Consider the following 19,546-nt stretch of genomic DNA (forward strand, 5'->3'; position numbering starts at 1 on the left):
TGTATTTACCCAATAGTAATACAAAATGCAATAAGGGTGAAATACTTTTTTACATTAAAATTACAAACAGCTAGTCAGGGTAGCTATCTCTAATAAAAATAAACTCATTTAGGTTATTTATAAATAAATCAACGAGTTTGGGGTCAAAATGTTTACCTTTTTCCGATTGTATCAGTGAAATAACTTTTTCTAAAGGCCAAGCTGGTTTATAGCATCGATCGCTGCCTAAAGCATCAAATACATCAGCCAGTGCAGTAATGCGGCCGACAATGTCTATTTGCTCACCTTCCAAGCCTTGTGGGTAACCACTGCCATCCCATTTTTCATGATGATGGTAGGCAATTATTGCACCGCATTTGAGAATTTCATTACTTGAATTATGGAGGATCTCGTACCCTACTTTTGCATGTGTCTGCATAATCTCCCATTCTTTGTCATCGAGTTTCCCGGGTTTATTTAAAATACTGTCGGGAATACTTATTTTTCCGATGTCATGTAAGGGTGATGCTAGCTTAATGATTTCAGATTGGTATTCATTTAAACCATATAGCTTGGCAAGTAGGTGACTGTAATTGGCAACGCGCTTGACGTGTGAACCTGTTTCTTTAGAGCGTTTCTCTACCGCTTCACCAAGAATATAAGACAGCTCTTTTTGAGATTCTCTGACAGTTTCTCTCAATCGAATATTGTCATAGGCCATCGCAATATTATTGGCAAAAAAGGCCAGTAATTGTCTGTCAGTCTGTTGCAATGCTGAATCTTTGCTGACATATAGCATGGTCTCGCTGCCTTCTTGTGAAGGAAAATAACCAATGTATTCAAACTCTGTTTGATGCGAGTGCTTTTTGTTATGGGTTTCCATAAACAGCTGTTTCACATTGTGTGGGATCGCCTCTGTATTTGGTTCAACTCCTTCGCCCGATGCGGCGAGCAACCTGAAATGTTCAGCTTGTGCATCTTGGCTGTTTACAGCCGCAGCACAGTAGATATCACTTGAAGAGATCCCCATAACGTCTGAAACATGGGAAAGAATTGTTGAGGCGAACTCTCGGACGCTATTGCACCTTAAAAATGATCCCGAAGCATCAATAATTCGCTCAAGTCCTGCCTTATGCTTACCGATTGTTTGAATGTCGCGGTGGGAACGAAGTGCAGAGTAAAGCAGGGTCTTTAGCTTAACCGCGGTTAACTCGGTTTTGTTTTTGTAATCATTGATATCGTAATCACGGATCACTGCTTCTTCAGGTGCTTCTCCTGGTTGACCAGTTCTTAATATGAGGCGGATGTCATGATTACCGATATCTTGGCGGATGTATTTTATCAGGTCTAAACCTGCATGATTGCTTTCCATAACAACATCAATCAAGCCAACGGATATATTTTCTTGTTGGTTTAATAAATCCATCGCTTCTTTTGCAGAATAGGCGTGATGAAACCTCAGTGCTTTATCTTCAAACTCAAAGCCTGATAACACTAGCTTAGTTACTTGATGAATATCTTCTTCATCATCAACAACAAGTATGTCCCAATAATCTTCATTATTACTGGTTGCTTCGTGTTCTTGATTTAAATTTTCGTCTGAAAATAGGAAATTATTCACACTTTACCCTAGCTATACTCGCTCAGTGTGAGTATAGACAGGAAAAGTCGAGCTTGCTTAATCGGTGGGCTTTTTTTCTATATTTTGCAATTCTATTTCAATGGCATCACAAGAAATATGTATTTCATAGAGTGAAATAATCAAAGATAAAGTCAAACAACACAAACTCACACCGAATAAGATAATGCCAGGTAATTGTTGCTCAATAAACAAACTAAACATAGAGAGTGTACAGAGTAAAAAAGAGAAAACGCCCCAAACCTGCATAGCACGAATTAACTTTATGCGCTTTTTTAAATTATCTATTTGTGCCAAAACGACAGGTCGATTGGTCTTTCCTTCTCGCGCGTTGAGCTCTCTAATTAATTGCGCTAGCACTAAAAACCGATTGGTATAAGCTAATAGTAATAACGAGATGGCAGGAAATAACAGTGCAGGTGTTGTAAGTGTCATTGCATTCTTAATGTTTTAGGTCTTTTCAAAGTTTATTATGACAGATAATTCTTGGCAGTGGTGTGAAGTTTTTACCTCAGATAATGTGATTGAAGCCCATTTGGTGAAAGGGTTATTAGAGCAAGCAAATATAGATGTATTACTAAAAGGGGAGGCCTTACAAGGGGCACTTGGAGAAATCCCGCTTGATCAGGCAAAAGTTTCTGTGTGGGTTTACAAGATAAAATTGCGCCAAGCGCAGGAATTATTGGTAAACTACCAACATCAAGAAAAAGACACTGAATGGCAATGTCTACAGTGTGACGAATTTAACGGGCCAGCGTTTCAAGCATGCTGGCAATGTGGAAAAGACTATGAGTAAAGCGAATAACTTTCAGCGAATTAGAGAGTTAAATTATTTACAAAAGGCCGTGCTGGCTGCAGCAGTGCTAGAACGTATGCTGCCTAATTACGAATTATTTTGCGAGGCCACAGAATTTGGTGACGCCAGTACGTTGCGCAGTGCGTTAAATGTGTGTTGGGAAAAAATCCTATTACCAAAAAGTAAGATCAGCTTAGAGAAACAAGTTGAGAAAATTGAACCGAATGTACCAGAGTTAAACGATTATCCGATGTTTGGTACGTATCCAGCGATTGATGCTGCGACGGCATTACTTGGCTTAATTCATGGTCTTATGGCCAAAGATGAGCATGAGTTTGTGAGCGTTGCGAAAATTTCGCAAGCAACGGTTGCGCGTTATGTCGAGCTATTGATCGAAAGCGAAGGGCTAGAACCTGAAAACAAACTGGTTCGTGAGCACCCTTACATGCAGTATGAAATTGACGTGTTAAGTGAGCTAATTGAATTCGTAGAGAACATGGGTCGTATCAGCAGTGACAGTGTGAAAGCGCTTAAACAACAGGCTGTTGCTGATGGGCAAACTAATATCGGCATTGCAATTTAGCGTAAAGATTAAAAACTGGAGAATTATTGATGCGCATTTTAGGCATTGAATCATCTTGTGACGAGACGGGAATTGCAATTTACGATGATGAACAGGGTTTACTAGCTCATAAGCTTTACAGCCAAGTAAAAGTGCATGCTGACTACGGTGGTGTTGTGCCAGAGCTGGCTTCTCGAGATCATGTCCGCAAAACCATTCCACTGATAGATGAAGCTTTTAAAGAAGCCGGTTGTGGCCCAGAAGACATCGATGGTGTTGCTTATACTGCGGGTCCAGGCTTGGTTGGTGCTTTATTGGTAGGTACTTCAATTGGTCGCTCTTTGGCATTTGCATGGGATAAGCCTGCTGTAGCGGTGCATCATATGGAAGGCCATTTATTAGCGCCTATGCTTGAAGACGAGCAACCAGAGTTTCCATTTGTTGCTCTACTTGTCTCTGGCGGCCATACCATGATGGTGAAAGTGGCAGGCATAGGTGAATATGAAGTGCTAGGTGAGTCAGTTGATGATGCCGCAGGTGAAGCATTTGATAAAACTGCTAAATTATTAGGTTTAGACTATCCTGGCGGCCCGCTACTGGCAAAAATGGCCGAGCAGGGGGCGCCCGGACGTTTTACTTTTCCGAGACCGATGACGGATAAACCAGGCTTAGATTTTAGTTTTAGTGGTTTAAAAACGGCAGCAGCCAACACCATTCGTAGCGAAGGTGATGACGAACAAACCAAAGCTGATATTGCCCATGCATTCCAAACTGCTGTAATCGATACACTAGCGATTAAGTGTAAACGTGCCCTGAAAGAGACGGGCATTAAACGTTTAGTCATTGCCGGTGGTGTGAGTGCAAACACTGAACTGCGCCAAAAGCTTGAGCGCATGATGCAAGGTATGAAAGGGCAAGTGTTTTATCCTCGTACTGAGTTCTGTACTGATAATGGCGCGATGATTGCTTTTGCAGGTATGCAGAGATTAAAAGCTAAGCAATACGCAACGTTAGACATGAAAACTCAGCCGCGTTGGCCGATTGAAAGTTTACCACCGTTGTAGACTTTATATCTAAGTCTTCTTTTTACCTATTTTAGGCTCTTTCCCTTGAAGGAGCCTTTTTATATTGGCGCGATGGCGAAAAATAATCAGCACAGTTAAAAAGCTGACCGGCACAGTATAAAGCGGTTTAATTAACCACGTATAAAGCGGAGCTAAAGCAACGGTAACAATCGCGCCTAGCGATGAATATCGAGTAAGCCAAACCACAATGGCCCACGTTGCAATCAACAGTCCTCCTAAACTTAGCCCAATAGGTAATAAAGCGCCAAATGCAGTAGCAACGGCTTTTCCCCCATTAAAATGAAAGAAAACCGGATAGATGTGACCAAGGCAAGCTGCGACAGCTATCGCGCCTAACCAGTTTGGCTCTACACCTAAAAAGTATGCGCCCCAAACCGGTATTGTGCCTTTCAAGATGTCGAAGGTAAGAACTAAAGCAGCAGGAAGTTTTCCGCCTAAACGCAGCACATTGGTTGCACCTGGGTTATTTGAGCCAGAGAAACGAGGGTCGGGTAACTTGAATAGCTGACACACGAGCACTGCAGACGATACAGAGCCAATTAAATAGGCACATATGCAGATTAACGTAATTAACACAGGTTTCCTTATTTTGTCTTCAGCGTATTTCGGCTATCATTTCCCGATTCGAATGTAACTATATAAGTTACTAATCTATTTGTCACAGACAAAATACCAAAGTGGGGCGTGAATGGATAAGGTCTATATTTCTCAGCTACATGTTGAAACCATTATTGGCGTGTACGATTTTGAGAAAGAAAGTAAACAAAGTTTGTACTTTGATGTGGAAATGCTGACTGATATTCGAGCTGCAGCGCACAGTGATGACATTAACTTAGCAGTCGATTATGCAAAAGTTAGCGAAGATATAATTTCGCATACCACAGCCAAACCAGTTGAATTACTTGAAACCTTAGTTGAGCAACTCGCAGCATTGATTTTAGAGAAATACAAGGTCACACAAGTGACGATTAAGGTGAGTAAGCCCGCAGCAGTGCCTGCAGCGCAAACCGTTGGTGTTGAGATCACTCGAGTTAAAGACATCTAATATGGCGCAGATTTTTATTAGCTTAGGCTCCAACGTAGACAGAGAAAAACATCTACGTGCGGGCCTAAATGCCCTAATTTCGCAATTTCCTGAGTATCAGCATTCTAGTGTTTTTGAAAGTGAAGCAGTTGGTTTTAATGGCAATAACTTTTTTAATTCAGTCTTTGTAGCACAAACAGATATGCCGCTTGAGCAGGTGTGTGCTTTGCTCAAGCAGATCGAAAGAGATAATGGCCGAACACCGTCAGATAAAAAGTTTAGCCCACGTACGCTCGATCTCGACCTACTGTTTTATGATGATGTAATTTGCGACTCACCTGCACAATTGCCTCGTGATGAAATTACCAAGAATGCGTTTGTATTACAGCCATTGGCTGAATTAGCACCGCATTTTTATCACCCAGTAGCCAAGCAAACCATAGGTGAACTTTGGCAAAATTATAACAACCTAAACCAAAAGCTATGGAAAGTGGAGTTCTAAACCATGAGCATTATTGAAATTATTGTGTTGGCCCTAGTACAAGGTCTGACAGAGTTTTTGCCTATTTCGAGTTCAGCACATTTAATTCTGCCGTCACAAGTATTGGGCTGGCAAGATCAAGGCACGGCCTTTGATGTCGCTGTTCACGTTGGTACATTATTAGCGGTGATTATCTATTTTAGAAAAGAAGTTGTTGATATTTTAACTGCTTGGTTTAACTCATTTGGTGCACAAGGCAAAAAAACGGATGACAGCCAGCTTGGCTGGTGGATCATTTTGGCAACCTTACCGTCATTGATTATTGGTTACTTATTAAAAGATTTCGTAGAAGTATATTCTCGTAATGCGTGGATCATAGCCACAACGACCATCGTATTTGGCTTATTACTTTGGTATGCCGATGCAAAAGCGAAACAAATCAAAACCATTTATCAAATTAACTGGGTAATGGCGCTATTGATTGGTTTGTCGCAAGTGGTTGCTATGTTATTCCCGGGCACATCGCGCTCAGGTATAACAATGACAACGGGTCTATTACTTGGCTTGAATAAGCAAAGTGCAGCACGTTTCTCTTTCTTGATGTCTATTCCCGTTATTGCTGCAGCGGGTTCATACTATATCTATAAGCTATCGACAGGCGATGAACTGATTGATTGGAACGCGATTATTTTAGGTGCGGTGTTATCGTTTATTGCGGCTTACGCGTGTATTTACTTTTTCTTAAAAGTGATTGAGAAAATGGGCATGTTCCCGTTTGTCGTTTACCGTTTGCTTTTAGGTCTAGGGCTATTTGCTTTCTTAATGTGGTAAACGTTATTTAAGTTTTTTAGCATGACTATAATGACAGCGCTTCGGCGCTGTTTTTTTATGTCTAAAACAAAATAGTAAATAATCTCTTGAGAGACGAGAGACGAGAGACGAGAGACGAGAGACGAGAGACGAGAGACGAGAGACGAGAGACGAGAGACGAGAGACGAGAGACGAGAGACGAGAGACGGCTAATCCCAATTTTCATTAGCTCAAGTAATAATAGCCTGGCTTTAAAATTATCATGATCAAGTGTCAGTCAGTTTGAGGCAATAAAAAACGCCTCCGAAGAGGCGTTTTGAAATACTAACTTCTAACTAGATTAGAAAGTGTATTTAGCACCGATTGATAGACGGCGACCTTTTACGTCAAAGAATTCACCATCATCATAAGTGAACGGGTTACGTGGTGGTTCACGGTCTAATAGGTTGTTAATACCTACACGTAACTGTAACTCATCCATTAGATACGTCTTGTACATGAAATCAAATGTCGTGTAAGACGGGATATCGTTATAGTTGTTGTCTTCTACAGTCCAGTCGTTGTCATTTACAGTTGAATGACGGTAGTTTGCCGTTAACACGTAAGATGAATCATCTTGCGAGTAAACAGCACTTAAACGACCTTTCCAGCGTGGAGATGCAGTTTCACCAACGTAGTTACGGAAGTCTTCTTCACGACCAGTTGAGTTTTGGTTGTCATCAATTAGGTACGTTGCTGTTAGCTTAAGAGATAGGCTACCATTGAATACGTCTGTACGGTAAGCTGACTCGAAGTCCATGCCTTTCTTCGTGATTTGTGCTGCATTGATTGGACGTGTGTAGAAGTGAGTGATATTACCCGTCTTCTCGTCACGCTCAAAGTTACCACAGAATGGGTTATCTAAAGAAGATGACTCATAACATAGAGCAACACTGTTACGACCGAAGTATTCAATCGCGCCATCAACTTCAAATGACCAGTAGTCCACAGTGAAGTCTAAACCGTCTACGAATGAAGGCGTGTAAATCACACCAACTGTGTAGTCATTTGACACTTCATTCTCAAGGTTTTGGTTACCCTGAATGTAACCAGGTAGACTACCGCCACCGATCCATTCATCAGTTGGCATCCAACCTGCAGCTAGGCCATCTGCTTGACAGTTCTTGATAACATTGTCTTTGTACTTGCTACCAGAACTTGCAATTGAGTCAGCACGACATACGTCCGCACGACCTGAGCTAAACGTTTTTGAGTTCGGTGTGAATAAATCACCTAGGTTTGGCGCACGTACTGATTTAGAACGGTTTAAACGAACACGTAGGTCGTCTGTAACACCCCAGTTAAGCGCTAGCTTCCACGCGTTATCAGAACCAGTAACAGAGTAATCCATGTAACGGAATGCAGTTTCTAGTGTTAGATCTGTCGCTAGGAAAGCATCTTCAAGAAGTGGGATTGAAATTTCAGCTGATAGTTCGTCAACTTCAATTTCACCGTCCATAGGAAGGCTAGAGTTACCAAAGATTAAGCCTTTTTTCATGTTTTCAGATGGAGCCGTTGTTGCTGATTCACGACGGTGTTCCGCTGTGAATGCTGCAGCTACATAACCTGCCGGTAGTTCATATAAAGAACCATCAACAGTTAATGCAAATACTACTTGGTCGTGCTTAGCAAAACGAGTTGCCGTCGTTGCGATGTAATCTTGCTGAGCTGCTGTTGCAGATGTAGCGCCCATTGGATTGAAAGGTGTACAACCTTCAATTGCACCAACCACATTGCCTTCGGCATCGCGATCAGCACATACGATTTGACCGTTATACTCTACAGCATCAATCGCGTTTGCAAGGTTTTGTGTTAATACTTCACCTGTCCAAAGCGTATCTTGTTCGATACGTCCATATTGAACGTATGTGCTGTAACCCCAGTCATCAGTTAAGTAACCTTCAGCGCCAAAAGAAGTACGGAATACTTCACGCTCTTGGTTGTACATACGGTCACCCCAAAGGTGCTCGTTTGCTTGACGAAGCGTTACAGATGTAAGCTCATTGTCGTCCATTAGTTTCGCCATATCATCTTTGATGAATGCGTTGTCGCGACGAATCGTGTGACGGAAGAAAGCAGGTGAGCTTTCAGTTGTTGCATCTGTGTTTGAGTAAGTGAAGTCAAACGTTAATGCATGCTCGTCATCTAGCTGGTAAGTACCGTAAGCTGATGCAATTACACGCTCAAGCGGCGTTTGGAAGTAAGACTTATAACCATCGCTAAAGATACCATCACCCATGTTGTTTGCATCAGTGAAGTAACGGTTTGCATCACGGCCAACACCCGGATTTGGGATCATACCTAGGCCATTGTCGAATGCACGGATGTTACCATTCTCATCAAACGTGTAATGGTGGTTTAAGTAACCATCTGTAGAGAAAGCGTTTTTAGTGAAGAAATCACCACCTTCAGAGTAATACGCAAGCGCAGTTGGCTGACCAAGAATAACGCGACCAGGAACATTGTCGTCACCGCTTGCGTTTGCTGGGTTGCCATATGAGTTTACTGGATTTGCGAAGAAATCACGGCTAAGCTTTGAGTAGCTTTCGTTTTCTGTGTAGTTTACAGATGCGATGAAAGATAACTTATCTGCTTCCATACCACCTGTGATTGAGAAGTAGTTTGACTCACCACCGCTTTGCTCAGGACGAACTGTTGAAACATCAACTTCGATACCGTCCATAGACTTTTTAGTAATGATGTTTACAACACCAGCAACAGCATCCGCACCATAAACAGCGGCAGCACCACCAGTTGCAATTTCAATACGCTCAATCATTGACGTAGGGATGTTGTTTAAGTCAACAGCAGTGTCACCTACAGAGCCTGGTACGAAACGACGACCATTAACAAGCACTAAAGTACGCTCTGAACCTAAACCACGAAGGTCAGTTGTATTAAGGCCTGAAGCATAAATATAGTTAGTTGTTGTTTCAGGAGAAAGACCAACTGTCGCTTGAGGCATTTCTTCAAGTAGGTCGTTTACATTAGTAATACCTTGGTTTTCTAGTTCAACACCGCCGATCACAGTAACCGGAGTTGGAGACGTTAGGTTAAAACGCTTAATTTTAGAACCAGTAACCTGAATGCGCTCTACTTTTTGCGCTTCAGTATCTGTATTTGCTACCGCAACAGTACCTGCTGCAGTACCTGCTAGTACAGCAGCCTGAATGCTTGCTGTTAATAGGTTTAACTTCTTCAACATATAACCTTTCTCTATTTGTTTTGAATCTCACATGCGTTGCATGTGCCATAGGTCAGGTACTGTTTTTAGCATAAGTAATTGTTACTTAACTCCTTGCCTTGTTTGTGCTAAATGTTCCCTTTTTGTGAATTGTGTTTTTATTTTGGGTTTTAATTGTTTTTATTCTTCAATTACAGGGGGTTGTGGCTGGTTTTGTTGTAATCTTAAATTTACACGGTGCTCTTGTTGAGGGGGGTTGTTAATATGTGTTTTAACTCTTTGTTAGTGTGTGCAAACTTTCGTTAAAGCTATTGCTTTTTTAGTGTTCGAAAATGTAACTTTGTTGTTCTTATTAATGTTAATTGAGCTGTTTCAATAATGAGCACTTAAGAGTAAAAATAAAAAATAGCGGGAACTTTAGAGGTGGCGAATAAAAATGCACCTCTAAATGTATGCAAAAAGAGCGAGCTGTTAACTGAGTGTTTTTTCTATTGCAGCAATTCGAGCTGTTTGTAATCCAAGTTTAATCGCTGCACCTTGATATCCCAATGCAATGACCTGTTGTGCAGTAACCGCTTGAGATGCCATCGCACAACTTTGTAGCGTTTGTGTAATATCCTGCTGACACTGTACATATTTTAGTATCTCTAGTAACAAGTTAAAGCGTTCAGGGCGACGCCAAAGATCTATGAGGTTAAAGAACGCTAAAATATTTTCAGGGCTAAAATTTTTTTCATTTAAAAAGTTATTTAATAACTTAAAGTCTCTCAAGCTGTTTGCAAAGATGCTGGGGATCTTTAACGTTTGTTCTATATGTTTAAGCTCATCTGATGTGCAAGCTTCTAGACATAAACAAAAGTGACAAACTTGCAGTGTGTCAGGTTCAATTGCTACTTCTTGTGTGGTCACACAATGATTAGCTCTTGTTATTTTTTGGGTTTCTAATTTGGACCAGCTTGGTAAAATAGGAAGGACATCAGCTAAAGCATTAATGTCATTTATTACCTCTAAGAATAAATGAAGAGTGTTGGTTTTTAGACATTTTTCTATCTCTAACCAGATCCGCTCCTTGGTTAATGTTTTAAGTTCACCACTGGCAACCATATCTTTCATAAGCAAAAGCGTTTCAGGCGCAATGGTAAAGTCTAAATGCTGATAACGGGCTGCAAATCGGGCAACGCGTAAAACGCGAAGTGGGTCTTCACTAAAAGCAGGGCCGATATGCCTAAGTAAGCGGCTTTTTATATCTGCTTTGCCGTTATAAGGGTCAATCAGCTGCCCATTTTCATCTTGTGCAATAGCGTTGATAGTTAAATCACGGCGATATAAGTCTTCTTCTAACGTGACTGTTGGGTCGAAGTCACATATAAAGCCGGTATAACCTTGTCCGTTTTTACGTTCTTTACGAGCGAGGGCGTATTCGTCTTTACTTTTCGGATGTAAAAATACAGGGAAGTCTTTCCCAACTTGTTTGTAGCCTAAAGACTGCATTTCATCAGGGGTGCTACCGACGACGACATAATCGTGTTCTACAACTGGGTAACTTAAAAGCGCGTCACGAACAGCGCCTCCAACTAAATAAACTTTCATGTGTATTCCAATGTTTCAACGGGTGCACTTGGTTTCAAGGTTTTATCTTGCGCACTTTTTTGCCATTATAGGGCCTATCATAACAATAAAGAGTTTTATCGTGTATTTAAGCTATTTTGGGTTAAAAGAGAAGCCGTTCTCAATTGCGCCTAATCCTGAGTATTTATATATGAGTGAGCGCCACAAAGAGGCGCTGTTACACTTAAATTATGGACTGGGTGACACAGGTGGGTTTGTATTACTGACGGGTGAAGTTGGGACAGGTAAAACCACCATTACGCGTTCAATGCTGAAATCATTGCCTGAAAATACCGAAGTAGCTTTTGTATTAAACCCTGCGCTTTCTGAGCTAGAGCTACTAGCAAGTATCTGTGATGAATTATCAATATCGTATGATCCTGAAACTGCGACTCTTAAAAGCTTAACCGACGCCTTAAAAGCGCGATTCACAGAGAATTATAAATCGGGCGGCCACACTTTACTTGTGATTGATGAAGCACAGCATTTATCACCGAGTGTGCTTGAACAACTGCGTTTATTGACCAACCTTGAAACAGACGATAAAAAGTTGGTGCAAATAGCGCTGATTGGTCAACCTGAATTGCAAACCCTATTACAGCGCAATGAGCTTAGGCAATTAGCTCAGCGTATTACTTCTCGATATCATTTATTGGCACTGACAGAATCTCAAGTGTTTGCGTATATTCAGCATCGTCTGCAAACCGCGGGCTGTGATGCCGCTTTATTTAGTCATGAGGCAGTTGCTCACATTTATAAACGAACTCAAGGGATACCGCGCTTAATCAATCTGCTGGCAGACCGATGTTTGCTTGGTGCTTTTTCTGCGCAGAAAAGAGTCATAGATAAAGCTGTGGTTGAACAGGCTGCAAAAGAAGCCCTACCTATGGTCAGCGTAAATAGTGAACCAGCTTCTGAAAGTAAGCTGAAGAAGTTTGCGCCTGTCTTGTCTCTTATTGTAGCAAGCTATATTGTTGGCTTTGCTGCTGCTTATATTTTTTAAGAAGTTCAATTATGTCTATTATTGATGCCGCATTTAAACAATCACAAACCGCAAACAATACTGAGCACGCGCACTTAGCCTATCAACAAACAAAACAATTGGCTTTCTATAGAAAGCTATCGATTGGTCTTGCGGGTGTTGGTTTGAGTGTCACTTTTGCATTGGCTGGTTTTTACAGCGGCCAATACCTTCAGAGTCAATCTCAATCAATTGCGACCCTACAAAATCAGCAAGAGCAAGCTGAAGGAACAACCGAAACAGTAGCGCAGCAAGAAATAAAGCAACTAGACAATGTATCGCGCTCGCAGCCAACTCAGGCGAAGCCGACTGATGAAAACCAAAATAATCAAGGGGCTGTTCAATCCGGTGAACAATATCAATGGATGTCAGTGCAAGTTGGGGTAAACGAGCAGGGGGCGCCTATTTTTAAACAGCAATTGGTACCACTGTCGGCTGTTGCTCAGGTCAATACTGAGCTAGCCGAGCCTTCTGTTGTGAGCAATACCGTTATACCAAAACAACGGGAAGAAGACTTAAGCCAGTATCGTGTATTAGGTAAACCACTGGATGATCCGCAGTTGAATAGCCAAGTAGGTGCTAATTCACAAACGACACCATCGCAAGAAGATCTAAGCCAGTATCGCGTATTAGGAAAACCACTAGAGTCCGAGCCTGAGATACAAACAGAGTTGTTAAATAACTCCCTCGCTCAGAGCAATACAGAAAACCAAACACCAGAAAACACAGCTAAAGAAGTAACAGATGAATCAGCGGAAAGGTTAAAAGCGGCATTTGAGCTTGCGGTTGCAGAAACGGCAGATAAAGACTTCACAGAGGCAGAGCCCGCTGAAACTGCGCCAGAAAAAGAGCGCTTATCTATTGAATTTCTACCGGCAAAAACACAAGCTGCAATAGGAAAGTTGACGTATCAAGCTCATATTTATGCCACCTCAGAGCACAAGCGTTGGATAAAAATCAATGGCGTTGAACTGTACGAGGGTGACAAAATTAATGGTATGAGGTTACTGGAAATTGCGCCAGAGGCGAGTATTTTTAGATTCCAAGGGTATGACTTTGCAGTAAAAGCCATGCAAGATTGGCAGCCTTATTAATAACCCTTGATCGTCATTTTGATATAAATTAAAGCCTAAATACATCATGTTATTAAGGCTTTTTTATGGCTGCACTTATTAGAACGAGCTGAGGGGAATTTATTGAAAGCACCTTAGGGTAAAACTGAGTGCTTGAAAAACTTAATTAGATCTAAGCCAAACTCTTCAGGTTTTATTGCAGCTTCTAATTCATCCGTACAGCGTTTTTCTGCCAAATCTATGTCTTCGACAGCGATGTGATACATTGATTTAGCACTGTAAAATACTTTAACAATGGGCTTTAAGGGTTGTTCTGGATTTGAGCTTGCAACCATGCCTACTTTTTGAGACTTCAACTTTACCAAAGAGCCAACAGGGTATACCCCAATACAGTTTATGAATTCATTTAGGAGCTTTTCGTCAAAGTGATGTGGGCTGCTTTCTCTTAGCATTTTAAAAGCTTGAATTGGTGTAAGCGCTTTTTTATAGACCCGTTCAGCCGTTAATGCATCAAATACATCAACAATAGAGGCCATTCTGACATAGTCTGATATTTCACCATTACTTAAACCTTGCGGGTAGCCTGAACCGTCAAGTCGTTCATGGTGAAAGCCTGCAACTTCGCAGCTTATTTTAGATAAGCCAGCTTCAGTGACTATCTCATAACTGAATTGGGCATGTTGTTTCATTTGATCGAATTCGCTGTCACTCAGTTTACCTGGCTTGTTGAGGACTGCATCATCGACTTTTATTTTACCAATATCATGGAGTAAAGCGCCGGTAGCGAGCTCTTCGATAATTTCTCTATCTAAACGTAAATGCTTGGCAAAAATAGTAATGAGTGTGGCAACATTAATAGAATGCTCGAGTAGATAAGCGTCTTTTTGTTTGATCATGGCAATGCAAGATAGGGCATCTTGATTGCGGAAAATTGAATCTATAAAGCTCGTTGCTACCTCTTTAAAAGCGTCAACATCAATGGGGTTACCCGCTTTTAAATCTGCAAAGGCTTTGGCTTGAAGTGACTTGGCTTCTTCAACGAGTTTCATTGCCTGATTTATTTCAGCGCTAATAGCAGTAGATTTATGCCAAGGGTCTTTTTCTTGCTCAGGCGCATTTTGAATATCAGAGTCTGGCGCAGTAATACCATGTTTATTATTGCTCAAGTCGAGCATTTTATCTGGATCAACTTCAACTCTTAAAATACCCGCAGAAGCGAGTTTGTCGATACTAGTTTGTGTCTTAACCCAGCCTTGTGTCTTGACTTGCACACTGCCAGTTTGTTCTAACACGCTTACAACAAACATGCCGGGTTGTAACTCTTCGATGCTTATGCTCTTCACAGTACTTTCTTTTTTAGTGCCAGTCATTTAAGCCTAGCAAAAGATAGTTAAAAAAACAGTTGAGGAATACCAATTTTATTAATTAACTGAACATTCTAGCTAGCTAAATAGTCCACTAACTTCTTCAAAAATTTCTCATATAGAATAACTATATACCGTAATTTTTTCCTCGTTATTTGACCATTTCCGGTAACCGTTTATCTATACCAATAATTGGTCATCAATTTAATGCAATTGGTATAATTCATAAAAAATAAAAAAGCCTGTACTCGATTAAAAGTACAGGCTTTTTAAAGCTAACGAATAATATTTATTATTCGTCGTCTTCAACCAATGTCATTAACGATGTATTACCACCAGACGCTGTTGTATCGATACTAATGGTCTTTTCTGTCACTAGACGATTAAGTAGCGTGTCGTAGTACTCAGCACTGATCACTGGCAGGATAGCACCCTTACGTGCCGCTAGTTGCGTGCTGAAGTAACCTTTACGTGCACAGCCACTACCTACAACTGCTGCTGCTAGGTGATCATGAGCCAATACCGCAGGCAGCTGGTTTAGCTTAGCAACTTGCATAACGCCTTCAGCTACGCCGCAGCTAATTAACTTGTCTCTAAAGGCAAGTGCTTCTTCGTGGAATAAGTCAGACACTACAGTGATCACTGTATTACCAGCAGCGAGTGAAGTAATGATAGACATTACCCAGAAGTTGAATGAAGTGTCTTTATCTGCAAAACACACTACACAGCCACGAGGCTCGTAACGAATCGTATTTGACTCACCTGTAGGACCAGGCAACTGTACAACCTTGCTTAAGCGCTTTTCAACACGGATGATCTGCTCACGTGCATCAGCTAAAGTATGTGATAGGTCATCAGCAAGTTGATCCATAATCTCAACATTGGCAAGTTTTGCTAATAACTGACGTACCACAGATACGCGGTTATTTAGCGGCATCGCACGCCAAGCTTTTTCATCACGCATTGAGTTTTGCATTAGCTGACTAACTTGCTCTTGTGCACCTTGGAAAGCTTTAAGTTCTTCGGTATCAACTGCAACGTTAGTAACTTGACGGTTATCAGGCGTCTTGTTTTCTTTAACTAGACGGAACAGGTAGTTAGGACCACCTGCTTTAGGGCCAGTACCAGAAAGACCACGACCACCGAACGGCTGAACACCTACTACCGCACCGATCATATTACGGTTGATGTAAATGTTGCCTGCGCGAGATTGCTTAGCTAGGTAGTTTGCACGCTCTTCAATACGAGAGTGAATACCCATAGTTAGACCGAAGCCAGTGCTGTTTACTTGGTCGATTACTTTATCGATTTCAGTGCCTTTGAAGCGGATCACGTGTACACACGGGCCGAATACTTCTTTCTTAAGCACAGATAAGTCTTTGATCTCATATAAACGAGGAGCAAAGAAGAAGTGACCAGTGTCACCCATATCAGGTAATGGACACTCAAAATGCAGCGTTGCATTGCCTTTTAAGTACTCTACGTGCTCAGTAAGTGCGCTGTGGGCTTTTTGGTCGATGACCGGGCCAACATCTGTTGAAAGGTAAGCAGGGTCACCAACGTGTAGTTCTTTCATTGCACCTTTGATCATGCTGATCACTTTATCTGCAATTTCTTCTTGAACAAAAAGAACACGAAGTGCAGAACAACGTTGACCTGCTGACTGGAAGCCAGAAGAGATCACATCGTCAACAACTTGCTCTGGTAGCGCCGTTGAGTCAACGATCATACAGTTTTGACCACCGGTTTCAGCAATCAGAGGTACTTGGTCGCCACCACGCTCAGCAAGCGTTTGTGAAATGCGTGTACCTGTCTCAGTTGAACCTGTGAACATGACGGCTTGAATACGCTCATCAGGTACGATCACCTGACCAACTTTGCTACCGCGTGCGATAACAGGCTGAACTACGTTTTCAGGTAAACCAACTTGCTTCATTAAGTCGATAGTGCGAAGTGCAACCAGTGATGTCTGCTCAGCAGGTTTTGCAATTACCGTGTTACCAGTCACAATTGCCGCTGCCACTTGGCCTAAGAAAATCGCCAGTGGGAAGTTCCAAGGGCTGATACATAAAATCACACCACGCGGAGAGAAACGCTCGTCTAAAGAAAGCTCTTCTGCTTTTGCTGCGTAATAACGACAGAAATCAACCGCCTCACGTACTTCGTCGATACCATCTTGGGCAACTTTACCTGCTTCTTTAATACACAGTGCGATTAGCTCATCACGGTGATCTTCTAAGATATCACCTGTGCGACGAAGAATGTCAGCGCGTTCGTTGATTGGCACTTTTGACCAAGCTTCGAATGCTTGTTCAGCGTTCGTAACTAGCTGCTTCATTTCAGCTTCGTCTTGGTGACGAATTGAACCAAGCACTTCATCGTGGTTTGCAGGGTTAATTACCGCTTCGTGACCTTCTGGTACATCGTTGTGCGTAATTAGGTTTTTCTCTACCCAAGCATTTAAGTTTTCACGCATTGGCGTGATGTGGTTAATGTTGGTTAAGTCTAAACCTTTAGAGTTGTTACGCTCTGCACCGAACATGTCGATAGGCATAGTAATTTGCGTATTGCGCTTGTTGCGTAAACGCTGAATTTTTTCTACTGGATCTTCTAACAGGCTTTCAACCGGCTTGCTCTCATCAACAATCGCATTAACGAATGAAGAGTTTGCACCGTTTTCTAATAGACGACGAACTAGGTAAGCAAGAAGGTCTTCGTGCTGACCAACTGGCGCGTATACACGACACTGTACTTTGTCTTCGGTTACAACTTGATTGTATAGCGAGTCACCCATGCCATGTAGACACTGGAATTCGAAGTTGTTGTATTCGCCGTTTGCTAGCTCGAGGATTGTCGCTGCAGAGTATGCGTTGTGTGTTGCGAACTGAGGGAAGATCACATCACGTGCATTCATTAGTTTAATCGCACAGGCTTTGTAAGATACGTCAGTGCTTGCTTTACGTGTGAATACCGGGAAGCCTTCAAGGCCATCAGCTTGAGTTAGTTTTACTTCAGTATCCCAGTAAGCGCCTTTAACAAGACGAACCATCATCTTACGGCCAACGCGACGACATAGGGCTTCTAACCAGTCAACAACCCAGATAGCGCGTTTTTGGTATGCTTGCATTGCCAGACCAAAACCGTTCCAGTCACCTAATGCTTCATCAGAGAATACTGCTTCGATGATATCTAGAGAAATGTCTAAACGGTCAGCTTCTTCTGCATCCACAGTGAAGTTGATGTCATATTGTTTAGCTGCTAGTGCAAGTTCTCTTAGTTTCGGAACTAGTTCTTCCATTACGCGTTCACGGTGAGTGAATTCATAACGCGGGTGGATTGCAGAAAGCTTTACAGAAATACCTGGGCTCTTGATTGGACCACGGCCATTTGCGGCTTTACCAATGACATGAATTGCAGTCATGTAGCTGTTGAAGTAACGCTCAGCATCGGCCATGGTGCGTGCACCTTCACCTAGCATGTCATAAGAATAGGCGTAGCCTTGTGCTTCTTTTTCTTTTGCGCGTTCAAGGGCTGCTTCAATGGTGGTGCCCATTACGAACTGCTGACCCATGATCTTCATGGCATATTGCACAGATTTCCGGATAGCTGGCTCACCAATGCGACCCATAGTACGTTTTAGCAGACCAAACTGTTCTTCTTTTGATTTGTCTGCATAGTCAACCATCTTGCCAGTTAGCAATAAGCCCCAGCTTGATGCATTAACAAATAGAGAGTCACTGTTACCTAAGTGAGAGCTCCAGTCACCTTGACTTAGCTTGTCACGAATTAGTTCGTCTTGTGTTTCTTTGTCTGGCACACGAAGCAACGCTTCTGCTAAACACATTAACACCACGCCTTCTTCAGAAGATAAAGAATATTCTTCTAAAAGCGCATCAACACCGCCTTTACCTTTTTGGTCTTTGCGAATGTTTAATACCATTTGACGCGCGCGCTCCCAAGCACGGCTTCGAGCAGAAACACCAACTTCTGCTAAAGGCAAAATCTGATCGATGACTTGCTCTTCATCGATGCGATAAAAGTCTCTGATCTTTTGACGGATCGGACACTGGGTCGTTAAGTCGCCTTTAAATAGCATAATGTGAACCCTCTAAAATAATTAGGTGATAGAATTTTTGTGCATTGTATACAAATCGCAGCAGAATATGCTGGTTTAATTTGGCGTTTTACGATAATTTACGGCTCAAATTTTAAATAATTCAGCATAAAATTCTGTATGACAACTTCAATCAAAACACGTGTGCTTGATCGTATTGATTTAGCTATTTTAGACGCTTTACACAAAAACGGCAGAATTTCGAACGTAAACCTCGCCAAGGCAGTAAATTTAAGCCCTAGCCCGTGTTTAGACAGGGTAAAAAAACTCGAAAGTGAAGGTTATATAGAGGGGTACAGCGCTCGATTAAACCCTGAAAAATTAGGGCAACATCTAGTGGCTCACGTAGAAATACGTCTAAAAAGCTCAACAGAATCGGTATTTGAAACTTTCAAACAGCATATTATTCGGATCCCTCATGTAGTAAGTTGCGATATGGTCGCAGGTGGCTTTGATTATCTAGTGAAAATCCGTGTACCCGATATGACAGTTTATCGTGAAGTACTAGGACAAATTGTTGAAATTCCAGGGGTTGGTACAAACCATACTTATATGGTGATTGAGCATGTAAAACCAGATTTAGGGGTAGGAGTGCTTTAGTACAAGAAAGTAGTCAATTAGGTTTATTAAAAGCTTGTAATATATTTAGGGAGTTATAAGCTTTTACTCGCTTACTCGCTTACTCGCTTACTCGCTTACTCGCTTACTCGCTTACTCGCTTACTCGCTTACTCGCTTACTCGCTTACTCGCTTACTCGCTTACTCGC

The 19,546-nt window shown here is 41.8% G+C and carries 16 protein-coding genes; 9 read left to right on the forward strand and 7 right to left on the reverse strand.

The window, feature by feature from the left end; translation table 11 throughout:
• Positions 1 to 70 precede the first annotated feature (70 nt).
• Positions 71 to 1,600: a DUF3369 domain-containing protein gene (locus AAEU28_RS08600; protein ID WP_421963739.1), complete on the reverse strand. Its 1,530-nt coding sequence runs from the start codon at positions 1,598 to 1,600 to the stop codon at positions 71 to 73.
• 57 nt (positions 1,601 to 1,657) lie between these two features.
• Positions 1,658 to 2,053: a DUF2721 domain-containing protein gene (locus tag AAEU28_RS08605; protein ID WP_138484149.1), complete on the reverse strand. Its 396-nt coding sequence runs from the start codon at positions 2,051 to 2,053 to the stop codon at positions 1,658 to 1,660.
• 37 nt (positions 2,054 to 2,090) lie between these two features.
• On the opposite strand from AAEU28_RS08605, the gene AAEU28_RS08610 reads away from it, so the two are divergent.
• From AAEU28_RS08610 to tsaD, 3 genes are read left to right on the forward strand one after another with little or no spacing between them, the layout of a single operon-like run.
• Positions 2,091 to 2,414: a DUF2007 domain-containing protein gene (locus AAEU28_RS08610; RefSeq protein ID WP_421963740.1), complete on the forward strand. Its 324-nt coding sequence runs from the start codon at positions 2,091 to 2,093 to the stop codon at positions 2,412 to 2,414.
• Complete coding sequence (locus tag AAEU28_RS08615) at positions 2,407 to 2,997, forward strand: YjaG family protein (RefSeq protein WP_421963741.1); 591 nt, start codon at positions 2,407 to 2,409, stop codon at positions 2,995 to 2,997. The genes AAEU28_RS08610 and AAEU28_RS08615 overlap by 8 nt, the downstream gene beginning before the upstream one ends.
• 29 nt (positions 2,998 to 3,026) lie before the next feature.
• Positions 3,027 to 4,040 (forward strand): tRNA (adenosine(37)-N6)-threonylcarbamoyltransferase complex transferase subunit TsaD, encoded by a 1,014-nt coding sequence (tsaD, locus tag AAEU28_RS08620; protein ID WP_421963864.1) that lies wholly within the window; start codon positions 3,027 to 3,029, stop codon positions 4,038 to 4,040.
• 9 nt (positions 4,041 to 4,049) lie between these two features.
• On the opposite strand, the gene plsY is transcribed toward tsaD, so the two are convergent.
• Positions 4,050 to 4,637: a glycerol-3-phosphate 1-O-acyltransferase PlsY gene (plsY, locus tag AAEU28_RS08625; protein WP_421963742.1), complete on the reverse strand. Its 588-nt coding sequence runs from the start codon at positions 4,635 to 4,637 to the stop codon at positions 4,050 to 4,052.
• 112 nt (positions 4,638 to 4,749) lie between these two features.
• Between plsY and folB the strand changes: the two genes are divergently transcribed.
• Genes folB through AAEU28_RS08640 form a run of 3 tightly spaced genes read left to right on the forward strand, consistent with a single transcriptional unit; the run spans position 4,750 to position 6,397 of the window.
• A complete protein-coding gene (folB, locus tag AAEU28_RS08630) occupies positions 4,750 to 5,106 on the forward strand; it encodes a dihydroneopterin aldolase (RefSeq protein WP_421963743.1) in 357 nt (118 codons plus the stop codon).
• Position 5,107: 1 nt separating this feature from the next.
• On the forward strand, positions 5,108 to 5,587 hold the full coding sequence (folK, locus tag AAEU28_RS08635) for a 2-amino-4-hydroxy-6-hydroxymethyldihydropteridine diphosphokinase (RefSeq protein ID WP_421963744.1): 480 nt from the start codon (positions 5,108 to 5,110) through the stop codon (positions 5,585 to 5,587).
• A gap of 3 nt (positions 5,588 to 5,590) precedes the next feature.
• Positions 5,591 to 6,397: an undecaprenyl-diphosphate phosphatase gene (locus tag AAEU28_RS08640; protein WP_138559467.1), complete on the forward strand. Its 807-nt coding sequence runs from the start codon at positions 5,591 to 5,593 to the stop codon at positions 6,395 to 6,397.
• 319 nt (positions 6,398 to 6,716) lie between these two features.
• On the opposite strand, the gene AAEU28_RS08645 is transcribed toward AAEU28_RS08640, so the two are convergent.
• Positions 6,717 to 9,620 carry a TonB-dependent receptor plug domain-containing protein gene (locus AAEU28_RS08645; protein WP_421963745.1) on the reverse strand — a complete coding sequence of 968 codons (2,904 nt, stop codon included), beginning with the start codon at positions 9,618 to 9,620 and terminating at the stop codon, positions 6,717 to 6,719.
• Positions 9,621 to 10,070: 450 nt separating this feature from the next.
• Positions 10,071 to 11,189, reverse strand: coding sequence for a tRNA nucleotidyltransferase (locus AAEU28_RS08650; protein ID WP_421963746.1), 1,119 nt, complete (start codon positions 11,187 to 11,189; stop codon positions 10,071 to 10,073).
• A gap of 100 nt (positions 11,190 to 11,289) precedes the next feature.
• Between AAEU28_RS08650 and AAEU28_RS08655 the strand changes: the two genes are divergently transcribed.
• Both AAEU28_RS08655 and AAEU28_RS08660 read left to right on the forward strand, forming a co-directional pair.
• Positions 11,290 to 12,210 (forward strand): ExeA family protein, encoded by a 921-nt coding sequence (locus tag AAEU28_RS08655; RefSeq protein WP_421963747.1) that lies wholly within the window; start codon positions 11,290 to 11,292, stop codon positions 12,208 to 12,210.
• 11 nt (positions 12,211 to 12,221) lie between these two features.
• Positions 12,222 to 13,322, forward strand: coding sequence for a general secretion pathway protein GspB (locus tag AAEU28_RS08660; protein ID WP_421963748.1), 1,101 nt, complete (start codon positions 12,222 to 12,224; stop codon positions 13,320 to 13,322).
• 113 nt (positions 13,323 to 13,435) lie between these two features.
• Here AAEU28_RS08660 and AAEU28_RS08665 read toward each other — a convergent pair whose 3' ends face one another.
• The gene (locus tag AAEU28_RS08665; RefSeq protein ID WP_421963749.1) at positions 13,436 to 14,644 is read right to left on the reverse strand and encodes an HD-GYP domain-containing protein; all 1,209 of its coding nucleotides are present in this window, start codon (positions 14,642 to 14,644) and stop codon (positions 13,436 to 13,438) included.
• A 313-nt stretch (positions 14,645 to 14,957) separates the two neighbouring features.
• The gene (putA, locus tag AAEU28_RS08670) at positions 14,958 to 18,761 is read right to left on the reverse strand and encodes a bifunctional proline dehydrogenase/L-glutamate gamma-semialdehyde dehydrogenase PutA (protein WP_421963750.1); all 3,804 of its coding nucleotides are present in this window, start codon (positions 18,759 to 18,761) and stop codon (positions 14,958 to 14,960) included.
• A 138-nt stretch (positions 18,762 to 18,899) separates the two neighbouring features.
• On the opposite strand from putA, the gene AAEU28_RS08675 reads away from it, so the two are divergent.
• Complete coding sequence (locus tag AAEU28_RS08675; protein WP_058029014.1) at positions 18,900 to 19,379, forward strand: winged helix-turn-helix transcriptional regulator; 480 nt, start codon at positions 18,900 to 18,902, stop codon at positions 19,377 to 19,379.
• Positions 19,380 to 19,546: the final 167 nt, after the last annotated feature.

The organism is Pseudoalteromonas sp. SS15 (assembly GCF_049257195.1).
In the GTDB taxonomy this organism is placed as follows: Bacteria; Pseudomonadota; Gammaproteobacteria; order Enterobacterales; family Alteromonadaceae; genus Pseudoalteromonas.